This is a genomic window from Enterobacter cloacae complex sp. P15RS (assembly GCF_014895905.1).
Taxonomy (GTDB): domain Bacteria; phylum Pseudomonadota; class Gammaproteobacteria; order Enterobacterales; family Enterobacteriaceae; genus Enterobacter; species Enterobacter quasihormaechei.
In genome coordinates this window covers 88,666-115,061 of sequence record NZ_JADBQL010000019.1, presented here as the reverse complement: position 1 = coordinate 115,061, position 26,396 = coordinate 88,666, and the positions used below count along the sequence as shown (strand labels likewise).

Below are 26,396 nucleotides of genomic sequence, written 5' to 3'. Positions count from 1 at the left end.
TATCAATCAAAAACAAAAAAGCCGGAGGCAGGGCTCCGGCTTGGGTGCGGGATCTTGCCCGGTGGCGCTGCGCTTACGCGGGCCTACGTGTATTGTAGGTCGGGTAAGCGTGAGCGCCACCCGACAGTTAGAGGTTATCGCCGTTGCTGGCAATCACCTGCTTATACCAGTCGAACGACTTTTTCTTGCTGCGGTTCAGCGTGCCGTTCCCTTCGTTATCTTTATCGACAAAAATAAAGCCGTAGCGTTTCTTCATTTCACCGGTGCCGGCAGACACCAGGTCGATACAGCCCCACGGGGTGTAGCCCATCAGATCGACGCCATCTTCCACCACCGCTTTTTTCATCTCGCGGATGTGTGCAGACAGATAATCAATACGGTACTGGTCGTTCACCGTGCCGTCGCTCTCCTGCACGTCGATCGCGCCAAAGCCGTTTTCAACAATGAACAGCGGCAGCTGATAGTGATCCCAGAACCAGTTCAGAGAGTAGCGCAGGCCGACAGGGTCAATCTGCCAGCCCCAGTCGGATTTCTGCACGTACGGGTTAGAGACCAGACTCTTGCTCTCGTCGTAATCCAGCGCCGGGTTATCTGCCGTCGCTTTGGTGGCGAAAGACATGTAGTAGCTGAACCCGATGTAATCCACGCAGCCCTGCGTCAGCGCGGCCTTATCTTCTTCGGTGATATCCAGCGCGAAGCCGCGACGTTCAAAGTAGTTGAGCAGATGCTGCGGATACTTGCCGCGCACGTGCACGTCGGTGAACCAGTAGCGGCGATGCATGGCATTCATCGCCATCATCATGTCGTCCGGCGCGCAGGTCAGCGGGTAGATGGGACACATGGCAATCATGCAGCCGATTTGCAGCGACGGATTGATCTCGCGGCCCGCCTTCACCGCCAGGGCGCTGGCCACCAGCTCATAGTGCGCCGCCTGGAACATGACCGGCTCGCGGTCTTCACCCGGCGCATATTTCAGCCCGGAGTTGGTGAACGGCGCAAAGTCTTCGTGGAAGTTGGCCTGGTTGTTGATCTCGTTAAAGGTCATCCAGTACTTCACCTTGTGCTGGTAACGCTCAAAAACGACCTTCGCGAAGCGCACGAAGAAGTCGATCAGCTTACGGTTGCGCCAGCCGCCGTATTCCGTTACCAGGTGGAAAGGCATCTCGAAATGGGAAAGCGTGATAACCGGTTCGATGCCGTACTTCAGGCACTCGTCAAACAGGTCATCGTAGAATTTGAGTCCTGCTTCGTTCGGCTCCAGCTCGTCGCCTTTCGGGAAGATACGCGTCCAGGCGATGGAGGTGCGGAAACATTTGAACCCCATCTCGGCAAAGAGTTTGATGTCTTCTTTATAACGGTGGTAGAAATCGATGGCTTCGTGGTTAGGATAATTTTTCCCCTCCAGCACGCCGTTGGTGATTTCACGCGGCACGCCGTGGGCGCCTGCCGTCATCACATCGGCAACGCTTACGCCCTTGCCGCCCTCTTTCCAGCCGCCTTCAAGCTGGTGCGCCGCAACGGCTCCACCCCACAGAAAACCTGCTTTAAATCCAGACATTCGCTTTCCCTCATTCTGCGTTATTTTCTGCAAAAACAGTTACAGAAACCGGTTTCAGTTCGATGATGTGCAAAGGGGAAAGCCGTTGCAAGCAGATCGCAGAAACCGGTTTCATTTTCGTGAACAGAGTCAAGTTTGTCGCCCTTTACCGGCCACTGAGAAAAAAAGATCTTCGCGCCGAGAATAGGCTCGCAAACGTTTGCCTGGACTGTTAGAATTGCGCCGATTTTTCTTACTAGCTATGCAATCGCGTGGGGACTTGAGCCGTGACCAACAAAACTTCTCTCAGCTACAAAGATGCCGGTGTTGATATTGACGCAGGTAATGCGCTGGTTGACCGAATCAAAGGTGTGGTGAAAAAAACCCGCCGCCCGGAAGTGATGGGTGGCCTGGGTGGATTCGGCGCACTGTGCGCGCTGCCGCAAAAATATCGTGAACCTGTGCTGGTCTCGGGTACGGATGGTGTAGGGACAAAACTGCGCCTGGCGATGGATCTTAAGCGTCACGATACGATCGGTATCGATCTGGTGGCGATGTGCGTCAACGACCTGGTGGTACAGGGCGCTGAGCCGCTGTTCTTCCTGGATTACTACGCGACCGGCAAGCTGGACGTGGACACCGCAGCCAGCGTCATTAACGGCATCGCCGAAGGCTGTCTGCAATCCGGCTGTGCGCTGGTCGGCGGTGAAACCGCTGAAATGCCCGGCATGTATCACGGTGAAGATTATGACGTCGCAGGCTTCTGCGTTGGCGTGGTAGAAAAATCAGAAATTATCGACGGCAGCAAAGTGGCTGACGGCGATGTGCTGGTTGCGCTGGCCTCCAGCGGCCCGCACTCTAACGGCTACTCTCTGGTACGTAAAATCCTCGAAGTGAGCGGTTGCGACCCGCTGACCACCGAGCTGGACGGCAAACCGCTGGCCGATCACCTGCTGGCCCCGACCCGCATCTACGTGAAAAACGTACTGGCGCTGATTGAGAACGTCGACGTTCACGCTATCGCTCACCTGACCGGCGGCGGCTTCTGGGAAAATATTCCGCGCGTGCTGCCGGACAATACCCAGGCGGTAATCGACGCCTCCTCATGGCAGTGGCCGTCCGTCTTCAACTGGCTGCAAACCGCCGGCAACGTGAGCTCGCACGAAATGTACCGCACCTTTAACTGCGGCGTGGGCATGGTTATCGCCCTGCCGGCAAGCGAAGCGGATAAAGCGGTTAAGCTGCTGACAGAAAAAGGTGAAAACGCGTGGAAAATCGGTACGATTAAAGCGTCCGATTCCGAACAGCGTGTGGTCATTGAATGAAAAACATCGTGGTGCTTATTTCCGGCAACGGAAGCAATTTGCAGGCAATCATAGATGCCTGCAAACAGAAGAAAATCAATGGCACCATTCGGGCAGTATTCAGCAACAAGGCCGATGCATTCGGCCTTGAGCGCGCGCGGGAAGCCAATATCCCCGCGCACGCGCTGGAAGCCAGTCAGTTCGCGGGCCGTGAAGCGTTTGACCGCGAACTGGTGCAGGAAATTGACGCCTACGTGCCCGACGTCGTGGTGCTGGCAGGCTACATGCGCATCCTGAGTCCGGCTTTTGTTGAACACTATGCCGGTCGGCTGCTCAATATTCACCCTTCCCTGCTGCCAAAATATCCCGGCCTGCACACCCATCGTCAGGTGCTGGAGAACGGCGATGAGGAGCACGGTACCTCCGTGCATTTCGTCACCGACGAGCTGGACGGCGGTCCGGTGATTTTGCAGGCGAAAGTACCGGTCTTTGACGGCGACAATGAAGACGACGTGACCGAACGCGTACAGACGCAGGAGCACGCCATTTATCCCCTGGTGGTAAGCTGGTTTGTCGATGGACGCCTGGAGATGCGCAACGGCGCAGCCTGGCTGGACGGCGTGAAGTTGCCCCCGCAGGGTTATGCGGCCGAAGAGTAGTCTGTTTGTATTGCCCGGCGGCGCTTCGCTTTCACGGGCCTACGGTCCCGTAGGTCGTGGTAAGCGCAGCGCCACCCGATACCCCTCCCCCAACCCTCTAAAATCCCCAACAAAAAAAATAACTGTCATACTTTTCTGGCACTGTTGGACATATCGTGGAAATGCTCGCCATAATAAGGACGAGACGGATTTACCACGTCCTGTGATTGAACTGGAGTGTGAGCTGTAATGGGTCAGGAAAAGTTATACATTGAGAAAGAGCTAAGCTGGTTAGCATTCAACGAACGTGTACTTCAGGAAGCGGCCGATAAAAGCAACCCGCTGATTGAGCGCATGCGTTTTTTAGGCATCTATTCCAACAATCTGGATGAGTTCTATAAGGTTCGCTTTGCCGAACTGAAGCGCCGAATCATCATCAGTGAAGAACAGGGCTTAAACTCCCACTCGCGGCATCTGCTTGGAAAAATCCAGTCTCGCGTCATGAAAGCCGATCAGGAATTTGATGGCCTCTATAACGAGCTGCTGCTGGAAATGGCACGCAATCAAATCTTCCTGATCAATGAACGTCAGCTCTCCGCGAATCAGCAAAACTGGCTTCGCCACTATTTCAAACATTATCTGCGCCAGCACATCACCCCGATTCTGATCAACCGTGAAACCGATCTGGTGCAGTTCCTGAAAGATGATTACACCTATCTGGCAGTGGAAATCATTCGCGGTGAGACCATCAACTATGCGCTGCTGGAAATTCCGTCCGATAAGGTTCCGCGCTTTGTGAACCTGCCGCCGGAAACGCCGCGTCGACGTAAACCAATGATTCTGCTGGATAACATCCTGCGTTACTGCCTTGACGATATCTTCAAAGGCTTCTTCGATTACGACGCGCTAAACGCCTACTCGATGAAGATGACCCGTGACGCCGAGTACGATCTGGTGCACGAGATGGAGGCCAGCCTGATGGAGCTGATGTCCTCCAGCCTCAAGCAGCGCCTGACCGCAGAGCCGGTGCGTTTTGTTTATCAGCGCGATATGCCGGACGCGATGGTGGAAATGCTGCGCGATAAGCTGACCATCTCCCGCTACGATTCCATTATCCCCGGCGGGCGTTACCACAACTTTAAAGATTTCATCGGCTTCCCGAACGTGGGCAAAGCCAACCTGGTGAACAAGCCGCTGCCGCGCCTGCGCCATATCTGGTTCGATAAGTTCCGTAACGGGTTCGACGCCATCCGCGAGCGCGATGTGCTGCTCTACTATCCGTATCACACCTTTGAACACGTGCTGGAGCTGCTGCGTCAGGCCTCGTTCGATCCGAACGTGCTGGCGATTAAAATCAACATCTATCGCGTGGCGAAAGATTCCCGCATCATCGACGCGATGATCCACGCGGCGCACAACGGCAAGAAAGTGACCGTGGTGGTTGAGCTACAGGCACGCTTCGACGAAGAGGCCAACATCCACTGGGCGCGCCGACTGACGGAAGCGGGCGTGCACGTCATCTTCTCCGCGCCGGGGCTGAAAATTCACGCCAAGCTGTTCCTGATTTCCCGTAAAGAAGGCGACGACGTGGTGCGTTATGCCCATATCGGCACCGGTAACTTCAACGAGAAAACCGCGCGAATTTACACCGACTACTCGCTGCTGACGGCCGATGCGCGCATTACCAACGAAGTGCGTCGGGTGTTCAACTTCATTGAGAATCCTTACCGCCCGGTTAGCTTCGACTACCTGCTGGTGTCCCCGCAGAACTCGCGCCGCCTGCTGTACGATATGATCGACAAAGAGATTGCCAACGCGCAGAACGGGTTGTCGTCCGGCATCACGCTGAAGCTCAACAACCTGGTAGACAAAGGCCTGGTAGACCGCCTGTACGCGGCCTCCAGCTCCGGCGTGCCGGTTAATCTGCTCATTCGCGGCATGTGCTCGCTCATCCCGGAACTGGAAGGCATCAGCGACAACATCCGCGTGATCAGCATTGTGGATCGCTATCTTGAACACGATCGCGTCTATATTTTCGATAATGCCGGTGATAAGCGCGTATATCTCTCTTCCGCCGACTGGATGACGCGTAATATTGATTACCGTATTGAAGTGGCGGCGCCGCTGCTGGATCCCCGCCTTAAGCAGCGTATTCTGGACATTATCGAGATCCTGTTCAGCGATACGGTGAAAGCACGTTATATCGACAAAGAACTCAGTAATCGCTATGTACCGCGCGGCAATCGCCGAAAAGTCCGGTCGCAGCTGGCGATTTACGATTACATCAAATCACTTGAGCAACCCGATTAACCTATGCCAATAAACGATAATACCCCCCGCCCGCAGGAGTTCGCTGCGGTCGATCTTGGCTCAAACAGTTTCCATATGGTCATCGCCCGCGAGGTGGATGGCGCGATGCAGATCATCGGTCGCCTGAAACAGCGCGTGCATCTGGCCGATGGTCTTGATGCGCGTAACATGCTGAGCGAAGAGGCAATGGAGCGCGGGCTAAACTGCCTGTCGCTGTTCGCAGAACGTCTGCAAGGCTTTTCGCCGTCCAGCGTCTGCATCGTCGGGACGCATACGCTACGCCAGGCGCTGAACGCGCCGGAGTTTCTGAAGCGCGCGGAAAAGGTCATCCCCTACCCGATTGAGATCATCTCCGGTAACGAAGAAGCACGCCTGATTTTTATGGGCGTGGAGCATACCCAACCGGAAAAAGGCCGCAAGCTGGTGATTGATATCGGCGGCGGCTCAACTGAACTGGTGATTGGCGAAGACTTCGAGCCGCGCCTGGTGGAAAGCCGCCGTATGGGCTGCGTCAGCTTCGCGCAGATGTATTTCCCGGGCGGCGTAATCACCCGCGAAAACTTCCAGCGCGCGCGCATGGCCGCCGTGCAAAAACTGGAAAACCTGGCCTGGCAGTACCGTATTCAGGGCTGGAACGTGGCGCTCGGGGCATCGGGTTCGATTAAAGCCGCCCACGAAGTGCTGCTGGCGATGGGTGAAAAAGACGGGTTTATTACGCCTGAGCGCCTGGTAAAACTCACCGAAGAGGTGCTTAAGCATAAGAGCTTCGACGCCCTGAGTCTGCCGGGCCTGTCCGACGAACGTAAAGCGGTGTTCGTCCCGGGGCTGGCGATCCTGTGCGGCGTGTTTGACGCGCTGGCGATCAAAGAGCTGCGCCTCTCTGACGGCGCCCTGCGCGAAGGCGTGCTGTATGAGATGGAAGGCCGCTTCCGTCATCAGGATATTCGCAGCCGCACCGCCCAGAGCCTGGCGAACCAGTACAACATCGACCGCGAGCAGGCGAAACGGGTTCTGGAAACCACGGTTCAGATGTACGAGCAGTGGGAGGAGCAGAATCCGAAGCTGGCGCACCCGCAGCTCGCTGCGCTGTTAAAATGGGCCGCGATGCTGCACGAGGTGGGGCTGAACATCAACCACAGCGGGATGCATCGTCATTCAGCCTATATTCTGCAAAACAGCGATCTGCCTGGCTTCAACCAGGAGCAGCAAACCATGATGGCGACGCTGGTGCGCTATCACCGCAAAGCCATTAAGCTCGACGATCTGCCGCGCTTTACGCTGTTCAAGAAAAAGCAGTTCCTGCCGCTGATTCAGCTGTTGCGCCTTGGCGTGCTGCTTAATAACCAGCGTCAGGCAACCACCACGCCGCCGACGCTGAAGCTGAAAACGGACGACCATCACTGGACGCTGAGCTTCCCGCACGACTGGTTCAGCCAGAACGCGCTGGTTCTGCTGGATCTGGAAAAAGAGCAGCAGTACTGGGAAGCGGTCACCGGCTGGCTGTTAAAGATTGAAGAAGAGAGTTCTGAGGCAGCCGCGTAACGGCTCAGGCGCTTTCCTCAGAAGGCTGCGTTTCGAGCAATGTTTCGAGCTCCACCGGCAGCCCAATCAGATAGCCCTGCACATAATCGATACCTAGCGCGTGGACCGCGCTACGTATCTCTTCTGTTTCCACGTATTCCGCCACCACCAGCATTTTCTTCATCCGGGCCAGATGGCAAATGGAGGCCACAATCTGGTAATCCAGACTGTTGCTGACAATATTGCGAATAAAGCCGCCGTCGATTTTGAGGATGTCGGCGTCCACGCTTTTTAACCGCGCGTAGCTGGCGTAGCCAGTGCCAAAATCATCAATGGCGATCCGTATCCCCATTTTTTGTAATTTCCTGAGGTTGGTTTCCGCCCGATCCGCATGACCAAAGGCGCTGCTTTCGGTTACCTCAAAAATCAGCTGCCACGCTTCAACGGCATATTTCGCTAGCAGGCGGCTCACCTCGAGCGGGAACTGAGCCCGGTAGACGGTAGACGGCGCAAGGTTGATCGCAAAGCGCTGGCCCGGCAGACGCTGACGGTGCTGCGCCAGGAAACGCAACGTACGCTCGAGTACCCATAAATCCACACGCGACGATAAGCCAAACTCCTGTGCTATGGGCAGGAACTGCTCGGGAAAGATCAGCGCACCGTTATCGTCGCGCATCCGCAGCAGCACCTCGTGGTAACGATCGCCGCGCAGCCCGCGAACCGGCTGAACCAGCAGGGTAAAGGCATCCTGCTCCAGCGCGGCCTGCAAACGACTCATCATCGCCACCTTATCTTTCAGGCTACGCTGCAAATGAACGGCCCCGCGCTGCTGAAGATTTTCCGGGTGGTTGGTGGACAGGGAGAGGTCGGCCACGATGCCCAGTTCCCCCAGCACCAGATAGAGATGATTGACGGGTGAACGTACATAGCAGTAGCTCACGCCGACCTGAGGCTGTACCGGCATACCATCCCAGATAAAAACGAACTGCTTGATATGCTCGTCCAGCGTCTCAATACGCTGCTGATGCGACTCCGCATCCAGACGCACCGCCATGTCATACCCGGTGAGGTGATAGACGCGCTCATTTGGCTGAAGGGTGCCATTTATCCATTGCGCCAGCTGCTGTTTATACTGGATGCGCAGCAGTACGCCGTAATTACGCCCCAGCACTTCCAGCTCGGGTACGCGCAGTAAGCAGAGCGCCGACCAGGGGTTACTGGCCAGCTCGCGCGACAGCGCCCGAAGATTCGGCATATGCACAACCGGATCGAGAAACGCCTGTCTGCGGGAACGAATATTAATGGCGCGCTGGCGTGTCGCCAGCATCGACATGTAGATGACGATAAATGAAAAGACCAGATAGCTGGAGGAGGTAATCGCCAGCTGAATGTCATAGCCCTGATGCTGCGGAATATAGTGATAATAATAGTGAATCGACACCAGCAGGACCGGCGTCCAGATAATCGACATCAGCTTGTAACCGAAGCGCATTGCGCCCCAGAGCATCACAGGCATCAGCAGAGACAAGGTATAGTTTGTACTGAAAATAGAGCTGTTGATGTTCATGGGCAGCAGCAGCATGCCCAGCAGCCCGCCCAGCGCTAAAAACCACGCCACAAACTCTACGACGGTGACCTTTTTGTCTATTTGCGCGCGAATCTGGGATATCAGCCCTTTGACGTAGCGCGGATGGCGAATCAGACGGATCAGCAAATAGCTGAGCGGCACGCCCGTCAGCCCGCTCACCAGCAGCGCCTGATAGTTAATGAGCGTGCGGATGTTGAAAGGATTTAACCCTGCCAGGCTCTGGCGGCTTTCGTACACGCCGAGATACACCGCAAACTGAAACAGTATCAAAAAGAGCGTTGCAGGGCAGAAAACCTGCCAGAAAATACGCTGCCCCATCAGGCGCACGTCGCCGTACGCGGTCATATTGCGTCGGGGCGCAAACACGCGATAACCGCCCCAACTGAGCACCAGGGGAACGATAAAATGCAGAATGCCGGCCACGGTTTCATACAGCCCAACGGAAGGGTAATAGCGTAAAAACAGCGACACCACGATGCCGGGGAGCGCCTCCATGCCGAAGAACAGCATCAGCGTCAGCAGAAAAGAGAGCGGTAAATAATAGAGTGCAACGATACCCTCGCCCAGCTGCGTTAAGGTATTTGCCACGCTCAGCACCGGGAGTAACACCACGGGTAAAATAAGAGGAAGTGCCCACCAGCGGTCTTTATTTTGCTTCAGGATGTGCTGAATATTCATAGATGCTCGTTTACAACCCTTGCGCTCCAGAGGGTAAGTGAAGACAGGCATCCAACCTGACGTATAAGTTGCCTGGAAAATTCCTGGCAAGCAGTGGAGGAAGGATTTTAAATACCAGAGGCGGGATTCCGTTGACCTAAATCAAATTAAATTATCTGAATAAATCTTTCTTACGTTTTTTTTGAATATTTTTCCTGTAATTATCAAGGCGATAAATAAATGCGTTGTTTTTAATAACATAAATTAATGTAAGCATTGACGGTATTTTACATTCTGACGAATTGACCCTGACTTGCGGCTGTGCCTTAATAGCCTCATCGCCCAAAAGGGTATACTCAGGAAAAATAAAGTGAGTCAGGCTACGCGTATGCGAAAACGACATCGATTCAACACCCGGATGACCCGCATCATACTGCTCATCAGCTTCATGTTTTTCTTTGGCCGCTTTGTATATTCCTCCATCGGCGCCTGGTATCACCATCAGGACAAAATTCAGTCGCAGCAGTCAGGTCTTGTGGTGGATACGCCCGAGCGCTAACGCTTGTTCGTTCCCGGCAGACAAACTGTATCGCACTGTATCCCGAGCGCCAGGCTGACAAACCGGTACAAAATGCCCGCAAAAGCAAACATCCCCGATACATAAAAATGGTCTTCTGTATCCCTCGCCATAATAAACTGATGAGGAGAGACACAGATGATTCGTCGATATTTCCTGCTTCCTGTATTTGCGTTGACGTCATTTGCTGGCGCACTGGCCGCACCGTTGGATGGCCTGAGCGCCGCTGAGGTTAATGGCCCGGCCGCCGTAGCGCCGCTGGAAAAACCCCAGCCGCCCGCAAAACTGATCGTCGATCCGCCGCTGGCGGGACCGCTGAGTAAAGGTGCGGTCTTTATTCAGTACCGGGTCGAAAACCTGCGCATTGAACCTGTATTTGGACCCGATGCGCTGAAAGTCACTCCGCGTATCGGCCATATTCACGTTGTGGTGGATGACGCGCCCTGGCACTGGGCTGATACCAGCGGCGAGCCGGTGATCCTGGTCGGGCTGCCCGCCGGGAAACACAAGGTAACCATCATCGTTGCCGACCCGACCCATAAACCCATCGACCATAAAACCGTTGAATTCACCGTGCCGCCACACGCCGCGGTTCATCACTTTTAAGGAGCCTTGTTATGAAAGCATTGTCTGTATTAACAGCGGTGCTGCTGGTGCACGGGGCAATGTGCGCAATCATATTAATTAGTCACAAATGCCCCCTCCCCCTCGCTTAACCATCAGAATCTATATGCCACCTTGAGGCTTCCCGTAGGGGACGTTTTTCGCTGAACAATTGGGCTATCGCCTGCATCACCCGTCAGCTGCGTAACGCCAGCTGCGGCAAGCAGACTCCAGCGAGAGGTGAGCTTATGAGTCCAGTCCAGGTTCAGCGAATACGCATATATTCCGGAACCGGCTTCATGTCGGGCAAATCGCGATGCGGCCGACTGGTCGGCGCTGACGCCGTAGTACGTTTGCATGTACTTGCTGGAACCCCAACTGCCGGTCAGCGCCAGCGTTACCGTATTTTTGGGAGATGTATAAAGCGGGCTGGCAATGCCGAAATGCACAGCTTCCCCGTTGTCTCTCTCCGAAACCGGAACCTCAGCCTGCATCTGCACGTTAAGCCAGTCGGTCACCTTGTATTCCAGCCCGGGCACAACGATAGCTGAGCCTTTAACGTCACCCATTCCTCGCAGGTAGTCGCTGCCGGAGGCGATCGAATCGCTGCTTACATCGCGATCCTTACGTCCTGCGCGATAGCTCAGCGCAGCGTTGTAGTTCAGGTTGCCAAAGCTATTGCCGTAGCCGATCCCCCGCATGGTGCTGACAAAGAAACCATTCGCCATAGCGTAATCAACCACCTGAGCCGCCGTAACGCGGCTCTTATCCGAACCGGAATAGCGTGGCGCAACGTCGACGCCGCCCCCCAGGGTTAACACATTGCCCTGAGGCTGATCAGCCGCCAGCGCCGGGGCGGCCAGTAACGCCAGGACGGCCCCCGGCAGGATGCTTTTCATGCTGCGACCGATGCGTGAACGGGGGAAATTATGACGCAGTTTGATGTTTCTCATTAAAGAAGCCCTTTGGATTCAGATAATTACGATACAAGCGGTGTTAAACGCCAGAACGAACATTCTGAATACCTACCCTGAGGTTCTAATGAGCCGTAAATGAAGAAATGCTGAAGCACGTGAACGTGCTGTAAACACTGAATAATTCCTGTTACCGTTTTTTCTTCAGTTGTTCTTCATTCTCTGTTGATACAGTGACCAATGTGAAAATTCTCCTCATTGAAGACGACCTGGATCTCGGCAATGGCGTACGTATCGCCCTTGCAGATCAGGGATTTGATGTTATATGGGTACGCCGCAAAGAGGATGCGCTGCATCAGCTTGCGCTCTGCGTGCCGGAACTTATTTTGCTCGACCTGGGGCTGCCCGATGGCGATGGCATGAGCCTGATGACGCGCCTGCGTCAACAGCTTAAGGGCGTCCCCGTCATCATCCTGACGGCGCGGGGCACGCTACAGGACCGCCTGTGCGGGCTGGATGCAGGTGCAGACGACTATCTGGTTAAACCTTTTGTTCTCGCCGAGCTGCTGGCGCGCGTACGGGCCCTTGCGCGGCGTAGCTATGGCTTTGAAAATGAAGCAATAGAAATTCGCGGTTTATCGCTTCATGTGCCGACGCGCCGCGTGACCGTAAGCGCACGTCACGTTGAGCTGACGGCCAGTGAATATGCGCTGCTTGAAACCTTAATGCTGCGTGCCGACCGCGTGCTTACGCGGCGGTATCTGGAAGAAAGAATATTCGGCACAAAAGAAAACCTCAGCAACGCGCTCGACGTGCATATGGGTAACCTCCGGCGAAAGATTGGCGAGGGCTTTGTGCGAACGGTGCGCGGCGTTGGGTACGTCATTGATACCGTACCGGTTCAGAAGGCGGCAGGCTGATGCGTAAAGTTTGGTATCACCTCAGGCTCCCTACGCTGGTCAGGCGTATGATGGTCGCCCAGATGCTGCTGCTTACGCTGCTGTGGTGTCTTTTTTTAACCTTCATTTTGCTGGAGGACCTGCGCAGCCCGCCGATCCTCACGGGCAGTGAGACTTACGAAACCGTTTTTTCTCTTGTCGAGAGCATGGACGATCGCCCGCAGGCGCGTGATGTTGTGCTGGCAGCGTTCAGCAAAGCGCTGCGGGAGGGATATGGCGGCGGCGAAGATCCGGAGCTGTCCATCAACCTCATTGTTCGCAAGCATAATGAGGTTATTTATTCATCGCCTGGCGCGCCAACGGAGGTGAAAAATAGCCGCCTGGGGGAAATGCAGCGTGTCGAGACTGAGGACCACGCCTGGACGAGCCGTACGCTCAAATCCGCGCACTCCGACGTGGAGGTCACCCTCTTCACCCCGGCCGGGAGCTGGAATTTCTTTATCTACCTGAACTCGCGCGGCTACTACGTCATGCCGCTGATGATATGCATCCCTTTTCTTCTGTTTCCCGCGTGGCTGTCAATCCGCATCGCGATGCGCCCCTGGAACAGGGTGGTGAATGAAATTTCATTACGTACGCCGGACGATCTCTCTCCTTTAAAGTCCGTCCCGAGGCACAGGGAGCTTCGCCAGACGGTGGACGCGATTAATGACTTTCTCGCCAGGGTGCGGGAAAGCGCCGAAAGGGAGAGAATTTTTATTGCCGATGCCGCACACGAGCTGCGAACGCCTCTGGCCGCGATGCGGATCAACGTCGAGGCGTTGCAGTCCTGGGTCACCAGCGAAAGCCAGCAGGAGCTGCTTGCAGGCATTGTTCGCAGCAATAGCCGTGCTGCTCGTCTCGTCAATCAGCTTCTGCTGATGCAGCACAGCGAAGCGCACATCGACACGGTTATGGAGCCTGTGCCGCTGACAACGCTTATTCAGGAGCGCATGGCTGCCCTGGAGCCGCTGGCGTCGGCGCGCAGTATTGAGCTTGAGTTTTTCGCCGACGATGAAATCCGGGTCGCAGGCATCCGGGAACGGCTGGTGTCACTGATCGACAATTTGATCGAAAATGCCGTGAAGTACAGCCCCGAGGGGGGACGCATAGAGGTGCAGCTGCAATCGAGAGAGACATCCGCTCAGCTGTGCGTCTCGGATGCGGGGCCCGGCATTCCGGTTGAACTGCGGGAGCGGGTGTTCGACAGGTTTTTCCGCGATCCCAATCAGATCCAGAGCGGGAGTGGCTTAGGGCTTGCCATCGTCAAAGCCGTTACGCAGCAGCACAACGGCAGGGTCAACCTGAGCACGTCAGCAGAAGGTGGCCTGATGGTGACCGTTGACTTCCCGACCCCCGCGTTCGCATGAACGGAAACGCGGCGCGCCCCAACGGCTGCGTAATTTTGCGGATGCCGCAGATTGCTTCAATAAGATTACCGTATTTGTTATATTGTTACTTATTGATTATTCACCTCTGCGGTGCCAAAAAGAACAAGATTCACCGCGACCCAGGACAGAAAAATGCTAGATTACCGCTTCCCGACAGCTTTGCAGATGGTTCTCAGCGTAGCGATGGCGGAGCAATCGGGTGAACGTTCGACGAGTGCAATCCTGGCCTACGGCCTGGAGGCGAATCCGAGCTTTATCCGCAAGTTAATGGTTCCGCTCGCTCGCGACGGCATTATCGTCTCCACGCTTGGCCGCAACGGCTCTATTCACCTTGGCCGCCCGGCGGAAGAGATTACCCTGCGTGATATTTACCTCTCCGTCACGGAAGATAAAAAGCTGTGGGCGTCCCGTCCTGACGTCCCGGCCCGCTGCGTGGTCAGCGCCAACGCCTGCTGGTATTTCAAATCCATTGCTGATGAAGCGGAGCAGGCTTCGCTGGAGGTTTTAGCGCGCCATACCGTCGCCAGCGCGCTGGAAGAGGTAAAAAAAGCCGACACCAGCGGGTGCGATCCGGTGCCGGAAATCTGTACGCAGCATAAAAAAGCGCCATAATCCTTTACGGACGGCGAAAAAAAACCGCCTTCACTGTGAAGGCGGTTTTTTATTGTCTGCTACGTCCTACGCAGGCAACACCTCTCTTTCCGCTTTGCCGCGCGTCACGAACTTACGCAGCGTGACGTAAAAGACCGGCGTCAGGAACAGACCAAACAGCGTCACGCCCAGCATACCGGAGAACACGGTGATCCCGGTGACGCCGCGCACTTCGGCACCCGCGCCGTGGCCGAGGATGAGAGGGATCGTCCCGGCAATAAAGGCGATTGAGGTCATCACAATCGGACGTAAACGCAGGCGGCACGCTTCCAGCGCGGCTTCCATAATGCCTTTGCCCTGCATTTCCAGCTCGCGGGCAAACTCTACGATAAGAATCGCATTCTTACAGGCCAGCCCCATCAGCACCACCAGACCCACCTGCACGAAGACGTTGTTATCGCCACCGGTCAGCCAGACGCCAAACAGCGCGGAGAGCATGGTCATCGGCACGATGAGGATCACCGCCAGCGGAAGCGTCCAGCTCTCATACAGCGCCGCCAGCACCAGGAACGCCAGCAGTACCGCGACCGGGAAGACGATCAGCGCCGTGTTGCCCTGAGTTGCCTGCTGGAAGCTCAGATCCGTCCATTCAATATTCATTCCGTTCGGCAGGATCTGCTTAGACATGGTGTCCAGCTGCGTCATGGCCTGCGCGGACGAGAGCACGCGAGGATCGGCATCGCCAATCAGATCCGCCGCCGGGTAACCATTGTAGCGGATCACCGGGTCCGGCCCGTAAGTAGTGCTGATATTTACCATGCTGCCGATCGGCACCATTTCGCCGAGGTTATTGCGGGTACGTAAATTCGCAATATCTTCCACGCTGTCGCGGAACTGCCCGTCGGCCTGCGCCATCACGCGCCAGGTGCGGCCAAACTGGTTAAAGTCGTTTACGTATGACGAGCCCAGATAGGTTTGCAGCGTACCGAACAGATCGGTGAGCGACACGCCCTGCGCTTTCGCCTTATCCCGGTCGACCTGCACGTCCAGCTGCGGAACGTTAGCCTGATAGGTTGAGATGGGGAAATGCATCCCCGGCGTCTGCATAATTGCGCCGGACATGGTGTTCACCGCATTTTGCAGCGCGCCATAGCCCAGACCTGCGCGATCCTGAATGTACAGGGAATAGCCCGATCCCTGTCCCAGCCCCAGAATCGGCGGAGGCAGAATCGAGAAGCCGAAGCCCTGCTGGATTTGCGCGATTTTCGCGTTGATCTCCGCGTTAATTTCCGCCGCAGAGTGTTTACGCTGGTCGAACGGCTTCAGGCCAAAAAATACCGTCCCGGTGTTCGGCGTATTGGTGAACTGGAGCGCATTCAGGCCAGGAAACGCGACCGCATAATCCACGCCTTCGGTATTCATACCGATTTCGCTCATTTTGCGGATCACCGCATCGGTACGCGCCAGCGACGAGCCTTCCGGCATTTTCACGCCGCCGATCAGGTACAGCTTATCCTGCGTCGGAATAAACCCGCCGGGTACGGCTTTAAACATCACGCCCGCGGCACAAAGCAGCAGCAGATAAACCGCAAACACCGCCCCGCGTCGGCCAAGCGTTTTGCCCACCAGCCCCTGATAGCCGGTCGAGCTGCGGTGGAAAAAGCGGTTAAACGGACGGAAGATCCAGCCAAACAGACGATCGATAAGCCGGGTCGGAGAATCTTTCGGCGCGCCGTGCGGTTTCAACAGCAGCGCGGCCAGCGCTGGCGAGAGCGTCAGCGAGTTGATCGCGGAGATCACCGTTGAAATGGCTATCGTTACCGCAAACTGCTTGTAGAACTGGCCGGTAACGCCAGAGAGGAATGCCATCGGCACAAACACCGCGCACAGCACCAGCGCTATGGCGATAATCGGCCCGGACACTTCCCGCATCGCCTGATGCGCTGCCGCAAGCGGGGCGAGCCCCTCTTCAATATTTCGCTCGACGTTCTCCACCACCACGATGGCATCGTCCACCACGATACCAATCGCCAGCACCAGCCCGAATAAACTCAGGGTATTAAGCGAAAAGCCCAGCAGATAGAGAATACTGAACGTGCCCACGACGGATACCGGCACCGCGATCAGCGGGATGATCGACGCCCGCCAGGTTTGCAGGAACAGGATCACTACCAGTACGACCAGCACCACCGCTTCCAGCAGCGTCTGCACCACCGCGCGGATCGAATCGCGGACGAAAACGGTCGGGTCGTAAGGCGCCGCCCATTTCATATCGTCCGGAAAACGGGTGGAGAGTTCGTCCATTTTCGCACGCACCGCGTTAGACAGATCGATGGCGTTTGCCCCGGGAGACTGGAAGATACCAATCCCGACCGCGTCTTTATTGTTGAGCTGCGAACGCAGCGCATAGCTGCCGGAACCCATCTCGATGCGCGCCACGTCGCGCAGGCGGACGACCGTCCCATCCTGCGTTGTTTTCAGGACAATATTGCCAAACTCTTCTTCGGTATGCAGCCGGCCCTGAGCGTTAATGGAGATCAGGAAATCGCTCTCTTTCGGCAGCGGCTCGGCACCAAGCTGCCCGGCGGACACCTGCACGTTCTGCTCCTGCATCGCCGTCACCACGTCTGAGGCCGTCAGCCCGCGCGCCGCCACCTTGTTTGGGTCCAGCCAGACGCGCATCGCGTATTCGCCCGAGCCGAAAATCTGAATCTGCCCCACGCCGGGCAGGCGCGCCAGCTCGTCCTTCACCTTCAGCGTGGCGTAGTTACGCATGTACAGTGAATCGTACTTACCGCCTGGCGAAAACAAATGCACTACCAGCGTCAGCGTCGGGGACTGTTTCTGAGTGGTGATGCCCAAACGCCGCACATCTTCCGGCAGACGCGCCTCAGCCTGCGCTACCCGGTTTTGCACCTGAACCTGCGCCTGATCCGGGTCGGTACCTGGACGGAAGGTGACGGTGGTCACCAGCACGCCGTCGGAACCCGCAACGGACTTCATGTACATCATGTTTTCAACGCCGTTGATCGCCTCTTCCAGCGGCGTTGCCACGGTCTCGGCAATCACCTTTGGGTTGGCGCCCGGATACTCCGCGCGTACCTGCACGCTTGGCGGGACGACGTCAGGATATTCGCTCACCGGCAGCAGCGGGATAGCGATTAATCCGGTGATAAAAATCAGAATCGACAGTACGGCGGCAAAAATCGGCCTGTCGATGAAAAAACGGGAAAAGTCCATGGGTTGGATTCTCAGGTAAGGGATCAGTTAAGGGCGGTGCTGGCGGTCATGGAAACGGTTTTCGCGTTAACCGGCATACCCGGCATAAACACTTTTTGTAAACCATCGACGATGACTTTATCCCCAGGATTCAGCCCCTGCTGTACGATGCGTAAACCGTCGGCCAGACGCCCGGGCGTGATATCGCGACGCTGCGCTTTTCCGTCTTTATCAACGACATAAACATATTTACGATCCTGATCGGTCAGCACCGCTTTATCGTCAACAAGCGTGGCTTTAAATTCCGCGCTGCCCGGCAGGCGCACGCGGGCAAAAAGACCCGGCGTGAACTGACGCTGCGCGTTATCTAACAGGGCGCGCATGCGGATCGTTCCGGTACTCGGCGTGAGCTGATTATCAAGAAAATCCACTTTGCCCTGGTGGGGATAACCCTCCTCACCGGTCAGGCCGATCTCCACCGGCAGCGCCGTATGATGACTGGACGCCCCCTGCCCGCTGCGGGCAAGGTTTTGATAGTGAAGGTAGGTTGACTCGTCCACGTCGAAGTAGACGTAAACCGTCTTCTGCGAGACCAGGGTGGTGAGCACGCTGGCGCTGTCGCCGGCGGTGACCAGATTACCGCTGGTGATCAGTGCACGGCTGGCGCGGCCATCAATGGGCGCGGTCACTTTGGTGAAGTCCAGGTTAAGCTGCGCGGCATCAACCGCCGCCTGCGCTGCGCGAATGTCGGCCTGCGCCTGGGTGGCGGCCGAACGACGCTGCTCCCACTCTTCACGGGAAACCACGTTAGTGTTGACCAGTTTATCGGTCCGGTTAGCCTCGCTTCGCGCCAGGCTGGCCTGCGTTTTGGCTCTCGCCAGCGCCGCCTGCGCCTGTTCCAGCGCGGCGCGATAGGTTCGGTCGTCAATCGTGAATAGCACCTCGCCCTTTTTCACCTCCTGGCCGTCGGTGTAATTCACTTTATCAATGTAGCCGGAGACGCGCGGGCGCAGCTGGACGCTTTCCACCGCCTCAATGCGACCGTTAAAGCTGTCCCACTGGCTAATGGATTTCACAACCACGTCAGCGGCGCTGACGGCGGGCGCCTGCGGCGCAGCATTTTGCGCGACGCTGTCATCGCACCCGACCAGCAGCGCGGAGAGTAATATCACCCCCATCGCGCTCAGATGAAAGTTACCCCAGGTTTTTTGCAGGCTCATTATTTTTATTCCGGTTATTGTAGCCGCCGGGCAAGACGCAGCGGGAGGCGCCGCGCCACTTCCTTTGTCCGGGCTGGCTGAAGGCCATTTGTGTCGTTCATCGCCACAAAACTGTAACAGTTGCGAATACACTATCGCGGCGATTGTAGGAAGGCGCTTAATTAAGTGCAAGAATAATTGTTGCACTTTATGTGCTATTTGCGGTGAAGGTGAATAACCTGTTTTTAGAAGGGATTTAAATGTAACAATAATACTTGCAATTAATGCAAAAACGGGCCACCTTTAAATGCAACAAACAAAGATGCTTTTTGATGCGTGGCGTAGGGGGAAGCAAGATGAACACGGGTGCATTCATTCACGATTTACTCGACTGGATCGACAACAACCTTGATAGCCGTCTGGACATTGAAACCGTCTCCAGGCGAGCCGGGTATTCGAAATGGCATCTCCAGCGGATCTTCAAAGAACATACCGGCTCCCCTCTCGCCGAATATATTCGCGCGCAAAAGCTGCAAAAATCGGTTGAGCGCCTGGCTCAAAGCGATGAACCGATTCTGAACGTGGCGATCGCGCTCGGCTTTGACTCCCAGCAGTCCTTCAACCGCAGCTTTAAACGTCAGTACGGTCAGGCGCCAGGCGCATGGCGGCGCAGTATCGGCTGCCGTGGATCGCGGCAGATGAGTCAGTAGCTGACGTTACGGTCGGGCAAAAAAAACCCTCTGTTTAAACAGAGGGTTTTAAATGCTTCTGCCTGTTTATGAGAAAACAGGTTGGGTTACTGGCTTATTCCCACTCAATTATCAATAATAAAATAAAACATAAATAAATCAAGAATTTGCAACAAATAACTTTTCAGTTACCGCGAAAAATGTCATGTCTCAACAATAGAGCTGTCTACAGGCTGTTCAGACGAATAATATGGCCGCTCTACTCCTACTAGAGTCCTTAGCTCGGTCACATCACTAATTTCAACACAGATGTGAACAAAATGAGGCATCAACGCACCTATTCAGTTAGTGTATTTGATATCGTATTTGGCGACGAAAAATGGAGTTACAATCTTGAAAGTAAGCGAGTTATCTAGCCAAATTGGCCGACTTTACGGCTTGAACAACATCAACATAATTATGGGCCGAAACGGCGCGGGAAAAAGTCGTTTTCTTCGCGATATTGAACAAACAATCAGCCAGAACAAGCAGCAATTTTATGTCCGGTATGTAAGTCCAGAGCGAGCAGGGTCGTTCAAGCGAGATGGCTCCGTCCTCACAAATATGAGCGACAACCCCGAATGGCTAAGGCACACTCGGGCAGTTAATCAGGCAAGCAACTTCAAAGCTGCATCGGCTATGCTATTTCGCGAGGCTGAGACTCTTTACTTACGTCGACTTGCCAATACCCCGGAAATTCGAACTGATCTAACGCGAAACTTTCAGACAGACCGATTAAGTAAAATTAATCAGCTTCTTACTAACATTTCGCTCGAGATGGGTAATGCCGATTATGAGTTTCGATCACTTGTAGATGGTGAGATTATTGATCCGGCCCAAATCAGTAGCGGTGAATCAGAAGCGGTTGCATTAGCCGCGGAAATCATCTATTTCTTCGATACAATAGATCCGGAGAAATTCAACGTACTCCTCCTCGATGAGCCTGATGTACATCTGCACCCCGACCTCCAAGCTAGACTGGGCAAGCTGATAATCAGTATGCTCGATGAATTCAGAACACACGCGAACAGTATTGCCATATGCTTATCCACCCATAGTTCCCCGCTCGTCTGTTCTCTTGCCGCCTCCCCATATGTATCAATAGGCACGAAAAGTTTTGCAGTAAATGAAATATCACTGAAACCGGCCAGCGACGAACTTCGAAAGATTGCTCCATTTTTTGGGCACCCCCTATCGCTTTCTCTTAGCGAAGACGCTGCATTGATTTTGGAAGGAGAGGACGACGAAAGAGTGTGGCAACAAGCGGCCAGAACCTCACAGGGCCGAATAAAAATCTTTCCCGTACTTGCAGGTAGCGTAGATCAACAGAGCCAACTTGAGGATTTTTGCGTAGACCTCCTTAGTACACTCTATGACAATCCAATCGCCTTTTCCCTTCGTGACGGCGATGGGGTAATCAAAGAGTCACTTGAACATCGCCTACCTCTTAAACGTTATCGATTACGGTGCTACGCTATCGAAAATGTTCTTTTGACTGATTCATGCCTTGCAGTAATGAACGTTACATGGGTGGAATTTGTAGCCGCAGCCAAAAAATGGATTGAATTTAATCAAACACATTCCGACATAGCGTTAATTGCAGAACTAATAGAATCGAACGACCGATTGCGTCACAAGAAGATCAAGAAAATCCGCCAACTCGTATGTGCTATTGTTGAGTGCAAAAAACCTTGGGAGGTAGTAGTTGGACAAGCAATCGGGGCATTGACCAGAGAAGACCTTGAAAACTCGAATATGTTGATCGATTTCCTTGACGGAGAGATGGTCAGCGACGTCATTTTCAGGGTCGCAATAAACCCATGAGAATAGCCTGATACCATGACCACGATTGATCCGTCCTCATGGTATCAGTATTTTTTATAACCCGCCTCTCAATACACCAAGAGAAACGCTATTAATAATGTGGGATATATAATCACCAATAAAAATATTTAGCAATTAAATCAACACATTAAAGATAGATTTCACTCCCACTCAATCGTCGCCGGTGGCTTACCGCTGATGTCATACACCACGCGGGAAATGCCGTTAACTTCGTTGATGATGCGGTTAGACACGCGGCCTAAGAAGTCATACGGCAGATGCGCCCAGTGCGCGGTCATGAAGTCGATGGTTTCCACCGCACGCAGGGAGACAACCCAGTCGTACTTACGGCCATCGCCCATCACGCCGACGGAGCGAACCGGCAGGAATACGGTGAACGCCTGGCTGACCTTGTTGTACAGGTCAGCCTTGTGCAGCTCTTCGATGAAGATCGCGTCCGCACGGCGCAGCAGGTCGCAGTACTCTTTCTTCACTTCACCCAGCACGCGCACGCCGAGGCCCGGGCCCGGGAACGGGTGACGGTAGAGCATGTCGTACGGCAGACCCAGCTCCAGGCCGATCTTACGCACTTCATCTTTGAACAGCTCGCGCAGCGGTTCAACCAGGCCCATCTTCATCTCTTTCGGCAGGCCGCCCACGTTGTGGTGAGATTTGATGACGTGCGCTTTACCGGTTGCGGAGGCCGCAGACTCGATCACGTCAGGGTAGATAGTGCCCTGCGCCAGCCACTTCACGTCTTCCAGCTTCAGCGCTTCTTCGTCGAACACTTCCACGAACACGCGGCCAATGATTTTACGTTTCGCTTCGGGATCGTTCTCGCCGGCCAGCGCGTCGAGGAAGCGCTGCTCGCCTTCCACGTGAACGATGTTCAGACCGAAGTGGTCGCCAAACATGTCCATTACCTGCTGGGCTTCGTTCAGGCGCAGCAGGCCGTTGTCCACGAAGACGCAGGTCAGGTTTTTACCGATCGCGCGGTGCAGCAGCATCGCGGTGACGGAGGAGTCCACGCCGCCGGAGAGGCCGAGGATCACTTTGTCATCGCCAACCTGCTGGCGGATACGCTCCACGGCGTCGTCGATGATTTTTGCCGGGGTCCACAGGGCTTCACACTGGCAGATGTCACGCACGAAGCGCTCCAGCATGCGCATACCCTGACGGGTGTGGGTCACTTCCGGGTGGAACTGCACGCCGTAGAAGCGTTTTTCTTCGTTCGCCATGATGGCGAACGGGCAGCTTTCGGTGCTGGCAACGGTCACGAAGTCGGATGGGATGGCGGTAACCTTGTCGCCGTGGCTCATCCACACGTCCAGCAGCGGCTTGCCGTCTGCGGTCAGGGAGTCTTCGATACCGCGCACCAGCGCGCTGTCGGTGACGACTTCAACCTGCGCGTAGCCGAACTCACGCTCGTTAGAGCCTTCTACGTGGCCGCCCAGCTGCATCGCCATGGTCTGCATGCCGTAGCAGACGCCGAATACCGGTACGCCCGCTTCGAACACGTATTGTGGCGCGCGCGGGCTGTTCTCTTCGGTGGTGCTTTCCGGACCGCCGGAGAGGATGATGCCGCTTGGATTGAACTCGCGAATCTGTGCTTCCGTGACATCCCACGCCCACAGCTCACAGTAAACGCCCAGCTCACGCACGCGGCGCGCCACCAGCTGAGTGTACTGAGAACCGAAGTCCAGGATGAGAATGCGATGTTTATGAATGTTTTCCGTCATTGACGCTAATTCCGAGGCAAGTGAAACAAAACAAAGCGCCCGGCATTGAGCCGGGCGCGGAAATTTATCAGGAGCCCAGACGGTAGTTCGGGGACTCTTTGGTGATCGTCACGTCGTGAACGTGGCTCTCCTGGATACCCGCACCGCTGATGCGTACGAATTCCGCTTTGGTACGCAGCAGGTCGATGGTACCACAGCCGGTCAGACCCATACAGGAGCGCAGGCCGCCCATCTGCTGGTGAATGATCTCTTTCAGGCGGCCTTTATAGGCCACGCGACCTTCGATACCCTCCGGCACCAGTTTGTCTGCGGCGTTATCGGTCTGGAAGTAACGGTCGGAGGAACCTTTGGACATCGCACCGAGGGAGCCCATACCGCGATAGGATTTATAAGAACGGCCCTGGTAGAGTTCGATTTCGCCCGGGGATTCTTCAGTACCGGCCAGCATAGAGCCCACCATCACGGCGGCTGCACCTGCGGCGATTGCTTTGGCGATGTCGCCAGAGAAGCGAATACCGCCGTCAGCGATAACCGGGATACCGGTCCCTTCCAGCGCTTCAACCGCGTCAGAAACCGCTGTGATCTGCGGAACGCCCACGCCGGTAACGATACGGGTGGTACAGATGGAGCCAGGGCCGATACCCACTTTCACCGCGCTGCAACCCGCTTCCGCCAGTGCGCGAGCGCCTGCGCCCGTTGCCACGTTACCGCCGATGATCTGGAGATCCGGGTATTTAGCACGGGTTTCACGGATACGTTGCAGAACGCCTTCGGAGTGGCCGTGGGAGGAGTCAATCAGCAGCACGTCAACGCCCGCAGCAACCAGAGCGTCAACGCGCTCTTCGTTACCTGCACCCGCGCCAACCGCTGCACCGACGCGCAGACGGCCATGCTCGTCTTTACAGGCGTTCGGTTTACGTTCTGCTTTCTGGAAATCTTTAACGGTGATCATGCCGCGCAGATGGAAGCTCGCATCCACAACCAGCGCTTTCTCAACGCGTTTTTCGTGCATTTTCGCCAGCACGACGTCGCGGGTTTCGCCTTCACGCACGGTCACCAGACGCTCTTTAGGCGTCATGTATACGCTGACAGGCTGGTTCAGGTCAGTGACAAAACGCACGTCACGACCGGTGATGATGCCCACCAGCTCGTTATCTTCGGTCACAACCGGGTAGCCCGCGAAGCCGTTACGCTCGGTCAGCGCTTTCACTTCGTGCAGGGTGGTGGTTGGCAGAACGGTCTGAGGGTCGGACACAATACCGGATTCATGTTTCTTCACGCGGCGAACTTCTTCCGCCTGGCGCTCGATAGACATGTTTTTGTGGATAAAGCCAATGCCGCCTTCCTGTGCCAGGGCGATAGCCAGACGCGCTTCCGTCACGGTGTCCATTGCTGCGGAGAGCATAGGAATGTTCAGACGAATGGTTTTCGTCAACTGCGTGCTGAGGTCGGCAGTATTCGGCAGAACGGTGGAATGAGCGGGAACGAGGAGGACGTCGTCAAACGTCAGTGCTTCTTTAGCGATACGTAGCATGGGCAATATCTCTGACCTGGGTGGTTAAATATTGCCGTGGCATTATACAGAGCGTAACCGATTGCATCTACACTTTTTTAAAAAAAATGCTTGCGCTCCCCTCTCAGCAGGTTACTATCGACTGAATAACTTGCTGATTTAGAATTTGATCCCGCTCACATGTTATCCTCTCAATCCCCCTCAATTTATACTGTCAGCCGCCTTAATCAGACGGTGCGTTTGCTGCTTGAGCAGGAAATGGGGCAGGTCTGGATCAGCGGTGAAATCTCTAACTTCACGCAGCCCGCTTCCGGCCACTGGTACTTTACGCTGAAAGACGACACCGCCCAGGTGCGCTGTGCCATGTTCCGCAACAGCAACCGTCGCGTGACGTTCCGTCCTCAGCACGGCCAGCAGGTTCTGGTGCGCGCCAATATTACCCTGTATGAGCCGCGCGGTGATTATCAGATTATCGTCGAGAGCATGCAGCCCGCCGGTGAAGGCTTGCTGCAACAGAAGTACGAGCAGCTTAAAGCCATGCTTTCGGCTGAGGGGTTGTTTGACCAGCAGTTCAAAAAGCCCCTGCCCTCTCCTGCCCACTGCGTAGGGGTTATCACCTCGAAAACCGGTGCGGCCCTGCACGATATTTTGCACGTGCTGAAGCGTCGTGACCCTTCCCTGCCCGTCATTATCTACCCAACTGCCGTTCAGGGTGACGATGCGCCGGGGCAGATCGTACGCGCCATTGAGCTGGCGAATGCGCGTCAGGAGTGTGATGTCCTTATCGTCGGGCGCGGCGGCGGCTCGCTGGAAGACCTGTGGAGCTTTAACGATGAGCGCGTGGCGCGGGCAATCTTTGCCAGTCTTATTCCTGTCGTGAGCGCCGTCGGTCACGAAACGGACGTGACGATTGCGGATTTTGTCGCGGATTTACGCGCCCCCACGCCGTCTGCGGCGGCAGAGGTGGTCAGCCGTAACCAGCAGGAGCTACTGCGTCAGATCCAGAACGGGCAGCAGCGCCTGGAGATGGCGATGGACTATTTCCTCGCTAACCGCACCCGCCGCTTTACCCAGCTTCACCATCGTCTGCAACAGCAGCATCCGCAGTTGCGTCTGGCGCGCCAGCAAACCGTGCTGGAGCGTCTGCGCCAACGCATGAACTTCGCGATAGATACCCAGCTTAAGCGCGCGGTATCCCGTCAGCAGCGCGCCACGCAGCGTCTGAATCAGCAAAACCCGCAGCCGACCATCTACCGTGCGCAAACGCGGATCCAGCAGATCGAGTATCGCCTTGCGGAAAATATTCGTTCACGCCTGAGCACCACCCGCGAGCGTTTTGGCAATGCGGTCACCCATCTGGAAGCCGTCAGCCCGCTCTCCACGCTGGCGCGCGGCTACAGCGTGACCACCGCGACGGACGGCAAAGTGCTGAAACAAACGAAACAGGTTAAAGCCGGGGATGTGCTCACCACCCGTCTTTCAGACGGCTGGGTTGAGAGTGAAGTCAAAGAGATCAAACCGGTGAAAAAAACGCGTCAGCGTAAAAGCGGATAAATCTTCGCCGGTTACAAACTATACTGCTGCTATTGCCTTTTTTAATAAGGA

The 26,396-nt window shown here is 55.5% G+C and carries 19 protein-coding genes; 12 read left to right on the top strand and 7 right to left on the bottom strand.

Going from position 1 to position 26,396, the window contains the following annotated elements:
* Positions 1-127 precede the first annotated feature (127 nt).
* Positions 128-1,558: a 6-phospho-beta-glucosidase gene (locus tag IM267_RS12765; RefSeq protein ID WP_107533479.1), complete on the bottom strand. Its 1,431-nt coding sequence runs from the start codon at positions 1,556-1,558 to the stop codon at positions 128-130.
* A gap of 266 nt (positions 1,559-1,824) precedes the next feature.
* Here IM267_RS12765 and purM point away from each other — a divergent pair, with 266 nt between their 5' ends.
* From purM to ppx, 4 genes are all read left to right on the top strand, one after another.
* Positions 1,825-2,862, top strand: a complete 1,038-nt coding sequence (gene purM / locus IM267_RS12760; protein ID WP_063450491.1) for a phosphoribosylformylglycinamidine cyclo-ligase — start codon at positions 1,825-1,827, stop codon at positions 2,860-2,862.
* On the top strand, positions 2,859-3,500 hold the full coding sequence (gene purN / locus IM267_RS12755) for a phosphoribosylglycinamide formyltransferase (protein WP_193033528.1): 642 nt from the start codon (positions 2,859-2,861) through the stop codon (positions 3,498-3,500). Before purM ends, purN begins: the two co-directional genes overlap by 4 nt.
* A gap of 228 nt (positions 3,501-3,728) precedes the next feature.
* A complete protein-coding gene (gene ppk1 / locus IM267_RS12750; RefSeq protein WP_006811494.1) occupies positions 3,729-5,789 on the top strand; it encodes a polyphosphate kinase 1 in 2,061 nt (686 codons plus the stop codon).
* 3 nt (positions 5,790-5,792) lie between these two features.
* Positions 5,793-7,331: an exopolyphosphatase gene (gene ppx / locus IM267_RS12745; RefSeq protein ID WP_063868035.1), complete on the top strand. Its 1,539-nt coding sequence runs from the start codon at positions 5,793-5,795 to the stop codon at positions 7,329-7,331.
* Positions 7,332-7,335: 4 nt separating this feature from the next.
* Here ppx and IM267_RS12740 read toward each other — a convergent pair whose 3' ends face one another.
* A complete protein-coding gene (locus IM267_RS12740) occupies positions 7,336-9,576 on the bottom strand; it encodes an EAL domain-containing protein (RefSeq protein ID WP_193033527.1) in 2,241 nt (746 codons plus the stop codon).
* A 367-nt stretch (positions 9,577-9,943) separates the two neighbouring features.
* On the opposite strand from IM267_RS12740, the gene IM267_RS21250 reads away from it, so the two are divergent.
* Positions 9,944-10,114 carry a YfgG family protein gene (locus tag IM267_RS21250; RefSeq protein ID WP_064910267.1) on the top strand — a complete coding sequence of 57 codons (171 nt, stop codon included), beginning with the start codon at positions 9,944-9,946 and terminating at the stop codon, positions 10,112-10,114.
* Between the two features lie 156 nt (positions 10,115-10,270).
* Positions 10,271-10,738, top strand: a complete 468-nt coding sequence (locus IM267_RS12730; RefSeq protein ID WP_193033525.1) for a DUF6130 family protein — start codon at positions 10,271-10,273, stop codon at positions 10,736-10,738.
* Positions 10,739-10,851: 113 nt separating this feature from the next.
* Here IM267_RS12730 and IM267_RS12725 read toward each other — a convergent pair whose 3' ends face one another.
* The gene (locus IM267_RS12725; RefSeq protein ID WP_193033524.1) at positions 10,852-11,688 is read right to left on the bottom strand and encodes a MipA/OmpV family protein; all 837 of its coding nucleotides are present in this window, start codon (positions 11,686-11,688) and stop codon (positions 10,852-10,854) included.
* Positions 11,689-11,891: 203 nt separating this feature from the next.
* On the opposite strand from IM267_RS12725, the gene IM267_RS12720 reads away from it, so the two are divergent.
* From IM267_RS12720 to IM267_RS12710, 3 genes are all read left to right on the top strand, one after another.
* On the top strand, positions 11,892-12,569 hold the full coding sequence (locus tag IM267_RS12720) for a response regulator (RefSeq protein ID WP_112791776.1): 678 nt from the start codon (positions 11,892-11,894) through the stop codon (positions 12,567-12,569).
* The gene (locus tag IM267_RS12715; RefSeq protein WP_193033523.1) at positions 12,569-13,957 is read left to right on the top strand and encodes a HAMP domain-containing sensor histidine kinase; all 1,389 of its coding nucleotides are present in this window, start codon (positions 12,569-12,571) and stop codon (positions 13,955-13,957) included. The genes IM267_RS12720 and IM267_RS12715 overlap by 1 nt, the downstream gene beginning before the upstream one ends.
* A gap of 153 nt (positions 13,958-14,110) precedes the next feature.
* Positions 14,111-14,590 (top strand): Rrf2 family transcriptional regulator, encoded by a 480-nt coding sequence (locus tag IM267_RS12710; RefSeq protein WP_063868028.1) that lies wholly within the window; start codon positions 14,111-14,113, stop codon positions 14,588-14,590.
* A gap of 66 nt (positions 14,591-14,656) precedes the next feature.
* Here the strand turns inward: IM267_RS12710 and oqxB are convergent, their stop codons facing one another.
* On the bottom strand, positions 14,657-17,809 hold the full coding sequence (gene oqxB, locus IM267_RS12705) for a multidrug efflux RND transporter permease subunit OqxB (protein ID WP_193033522.1): 3,153 nt from the start codon (positions 17,807-17,809) through the stop codon (positions 14,657-14,659).
* A gap of 23 nt (positions 17,810-17,832) precedes the next feature.
* Positions 17,833-19,008, bottom strand: coding sequence for an efflux RND transporter periplasmic adaptor subunit (locus IM267_RS12700; RefSeq protein ID WP_193033521.1), 1,176 nt, complete (start codon positions 19,006-19,008; stop codon positions 17,833-17,835).
* 335 nt (positions 19,009-19,343) lie between these two features.
* Here IM267_RS12700 and IM267_RS12695 point away from each other — a divergent pair, with 335 nt between their 5' ends.
* Together IM267_RS12695 and IM267_RS12690 are read left to right on the top strand one after the other, a co-directional pair.
* Positions 19,344-19,697: a helix-turn-helix domain-containing protein gene (locus tag IM267_RS12695; RefSeq protein WP_006811509.1), complete on the top strand. Its 354-nt coding sequence runs from the start codon at positions 19,344-19,346 to the stop codon at positions 19,695-19,697.
* 372 nt (positions 19,698-20,069) lie between these two features.
* Positions 20,070-21,539 carry an AAA family ATPase gene (locus tag IM267_RS12690; RefSeq protein WP_193033520.1) on the top strand — a complete coding sequence of 490 codons (1,470 nt, stop codon included), beginning with the start codon at positions 20,070-20,072 and terminating at the stop codon, positions 21,537-21,539.
* A gap of 161 nt (positions 21,540-21,700) precedes the next feature.
* Here IM267_RS12690 and guaA read toward each other — a convergent pair whose 3' ends face one another.
* Both guaA and guaB read right to left on the bottom strand, forming a co-directional pair.
* The gene (gene guaA / locus IM267_RS12685) at positions 21,701-23,278 is read right to left on the bottom strand and encodes a glutamine-hydrolyzing GMP synthase (protein WP_063450503.1); all 1,578 of its coding nucleotides are present in this window, start codon (positions 23,276-23,278) and stop codon (positions 21,701-21,703) included.
* A gap of 67 nt (positions 23,279-23,345) precedes the next feature.
* On the bottom strand, positions 23,346-24,812 hold the full coding sequence (gene guaB, locus IM267_RS12680) for an IMP dehydrogenase (RefSeq protein ID WP_039270203.1): 1,467 nt from the start codon (positions 24,810-24,812) through the stop codon (positions 23,346-23,348).
* A gap of 159 nt (positions 24,813-24,971) precedes the next feature.
* On the opposite strand from guaB, the gene xseA reads away from it, so the two are divergent.
* Positions 24,972-26,345 carry an exodeoxyribonuclease VII large subunit gene (xseA, locus tag IM267_RS12675; RefSeq protein WP_193033519.1) on the top strand — a complete coding sequence of 458 codons (1,374 nt, stop codon included), beginning with the start codon at positions 24,972-24,974 and terminating at the stop codon, positions 26,343-26,345.
* Positions 26,346-26,396 lie beyond the last annotated feature (51 nt).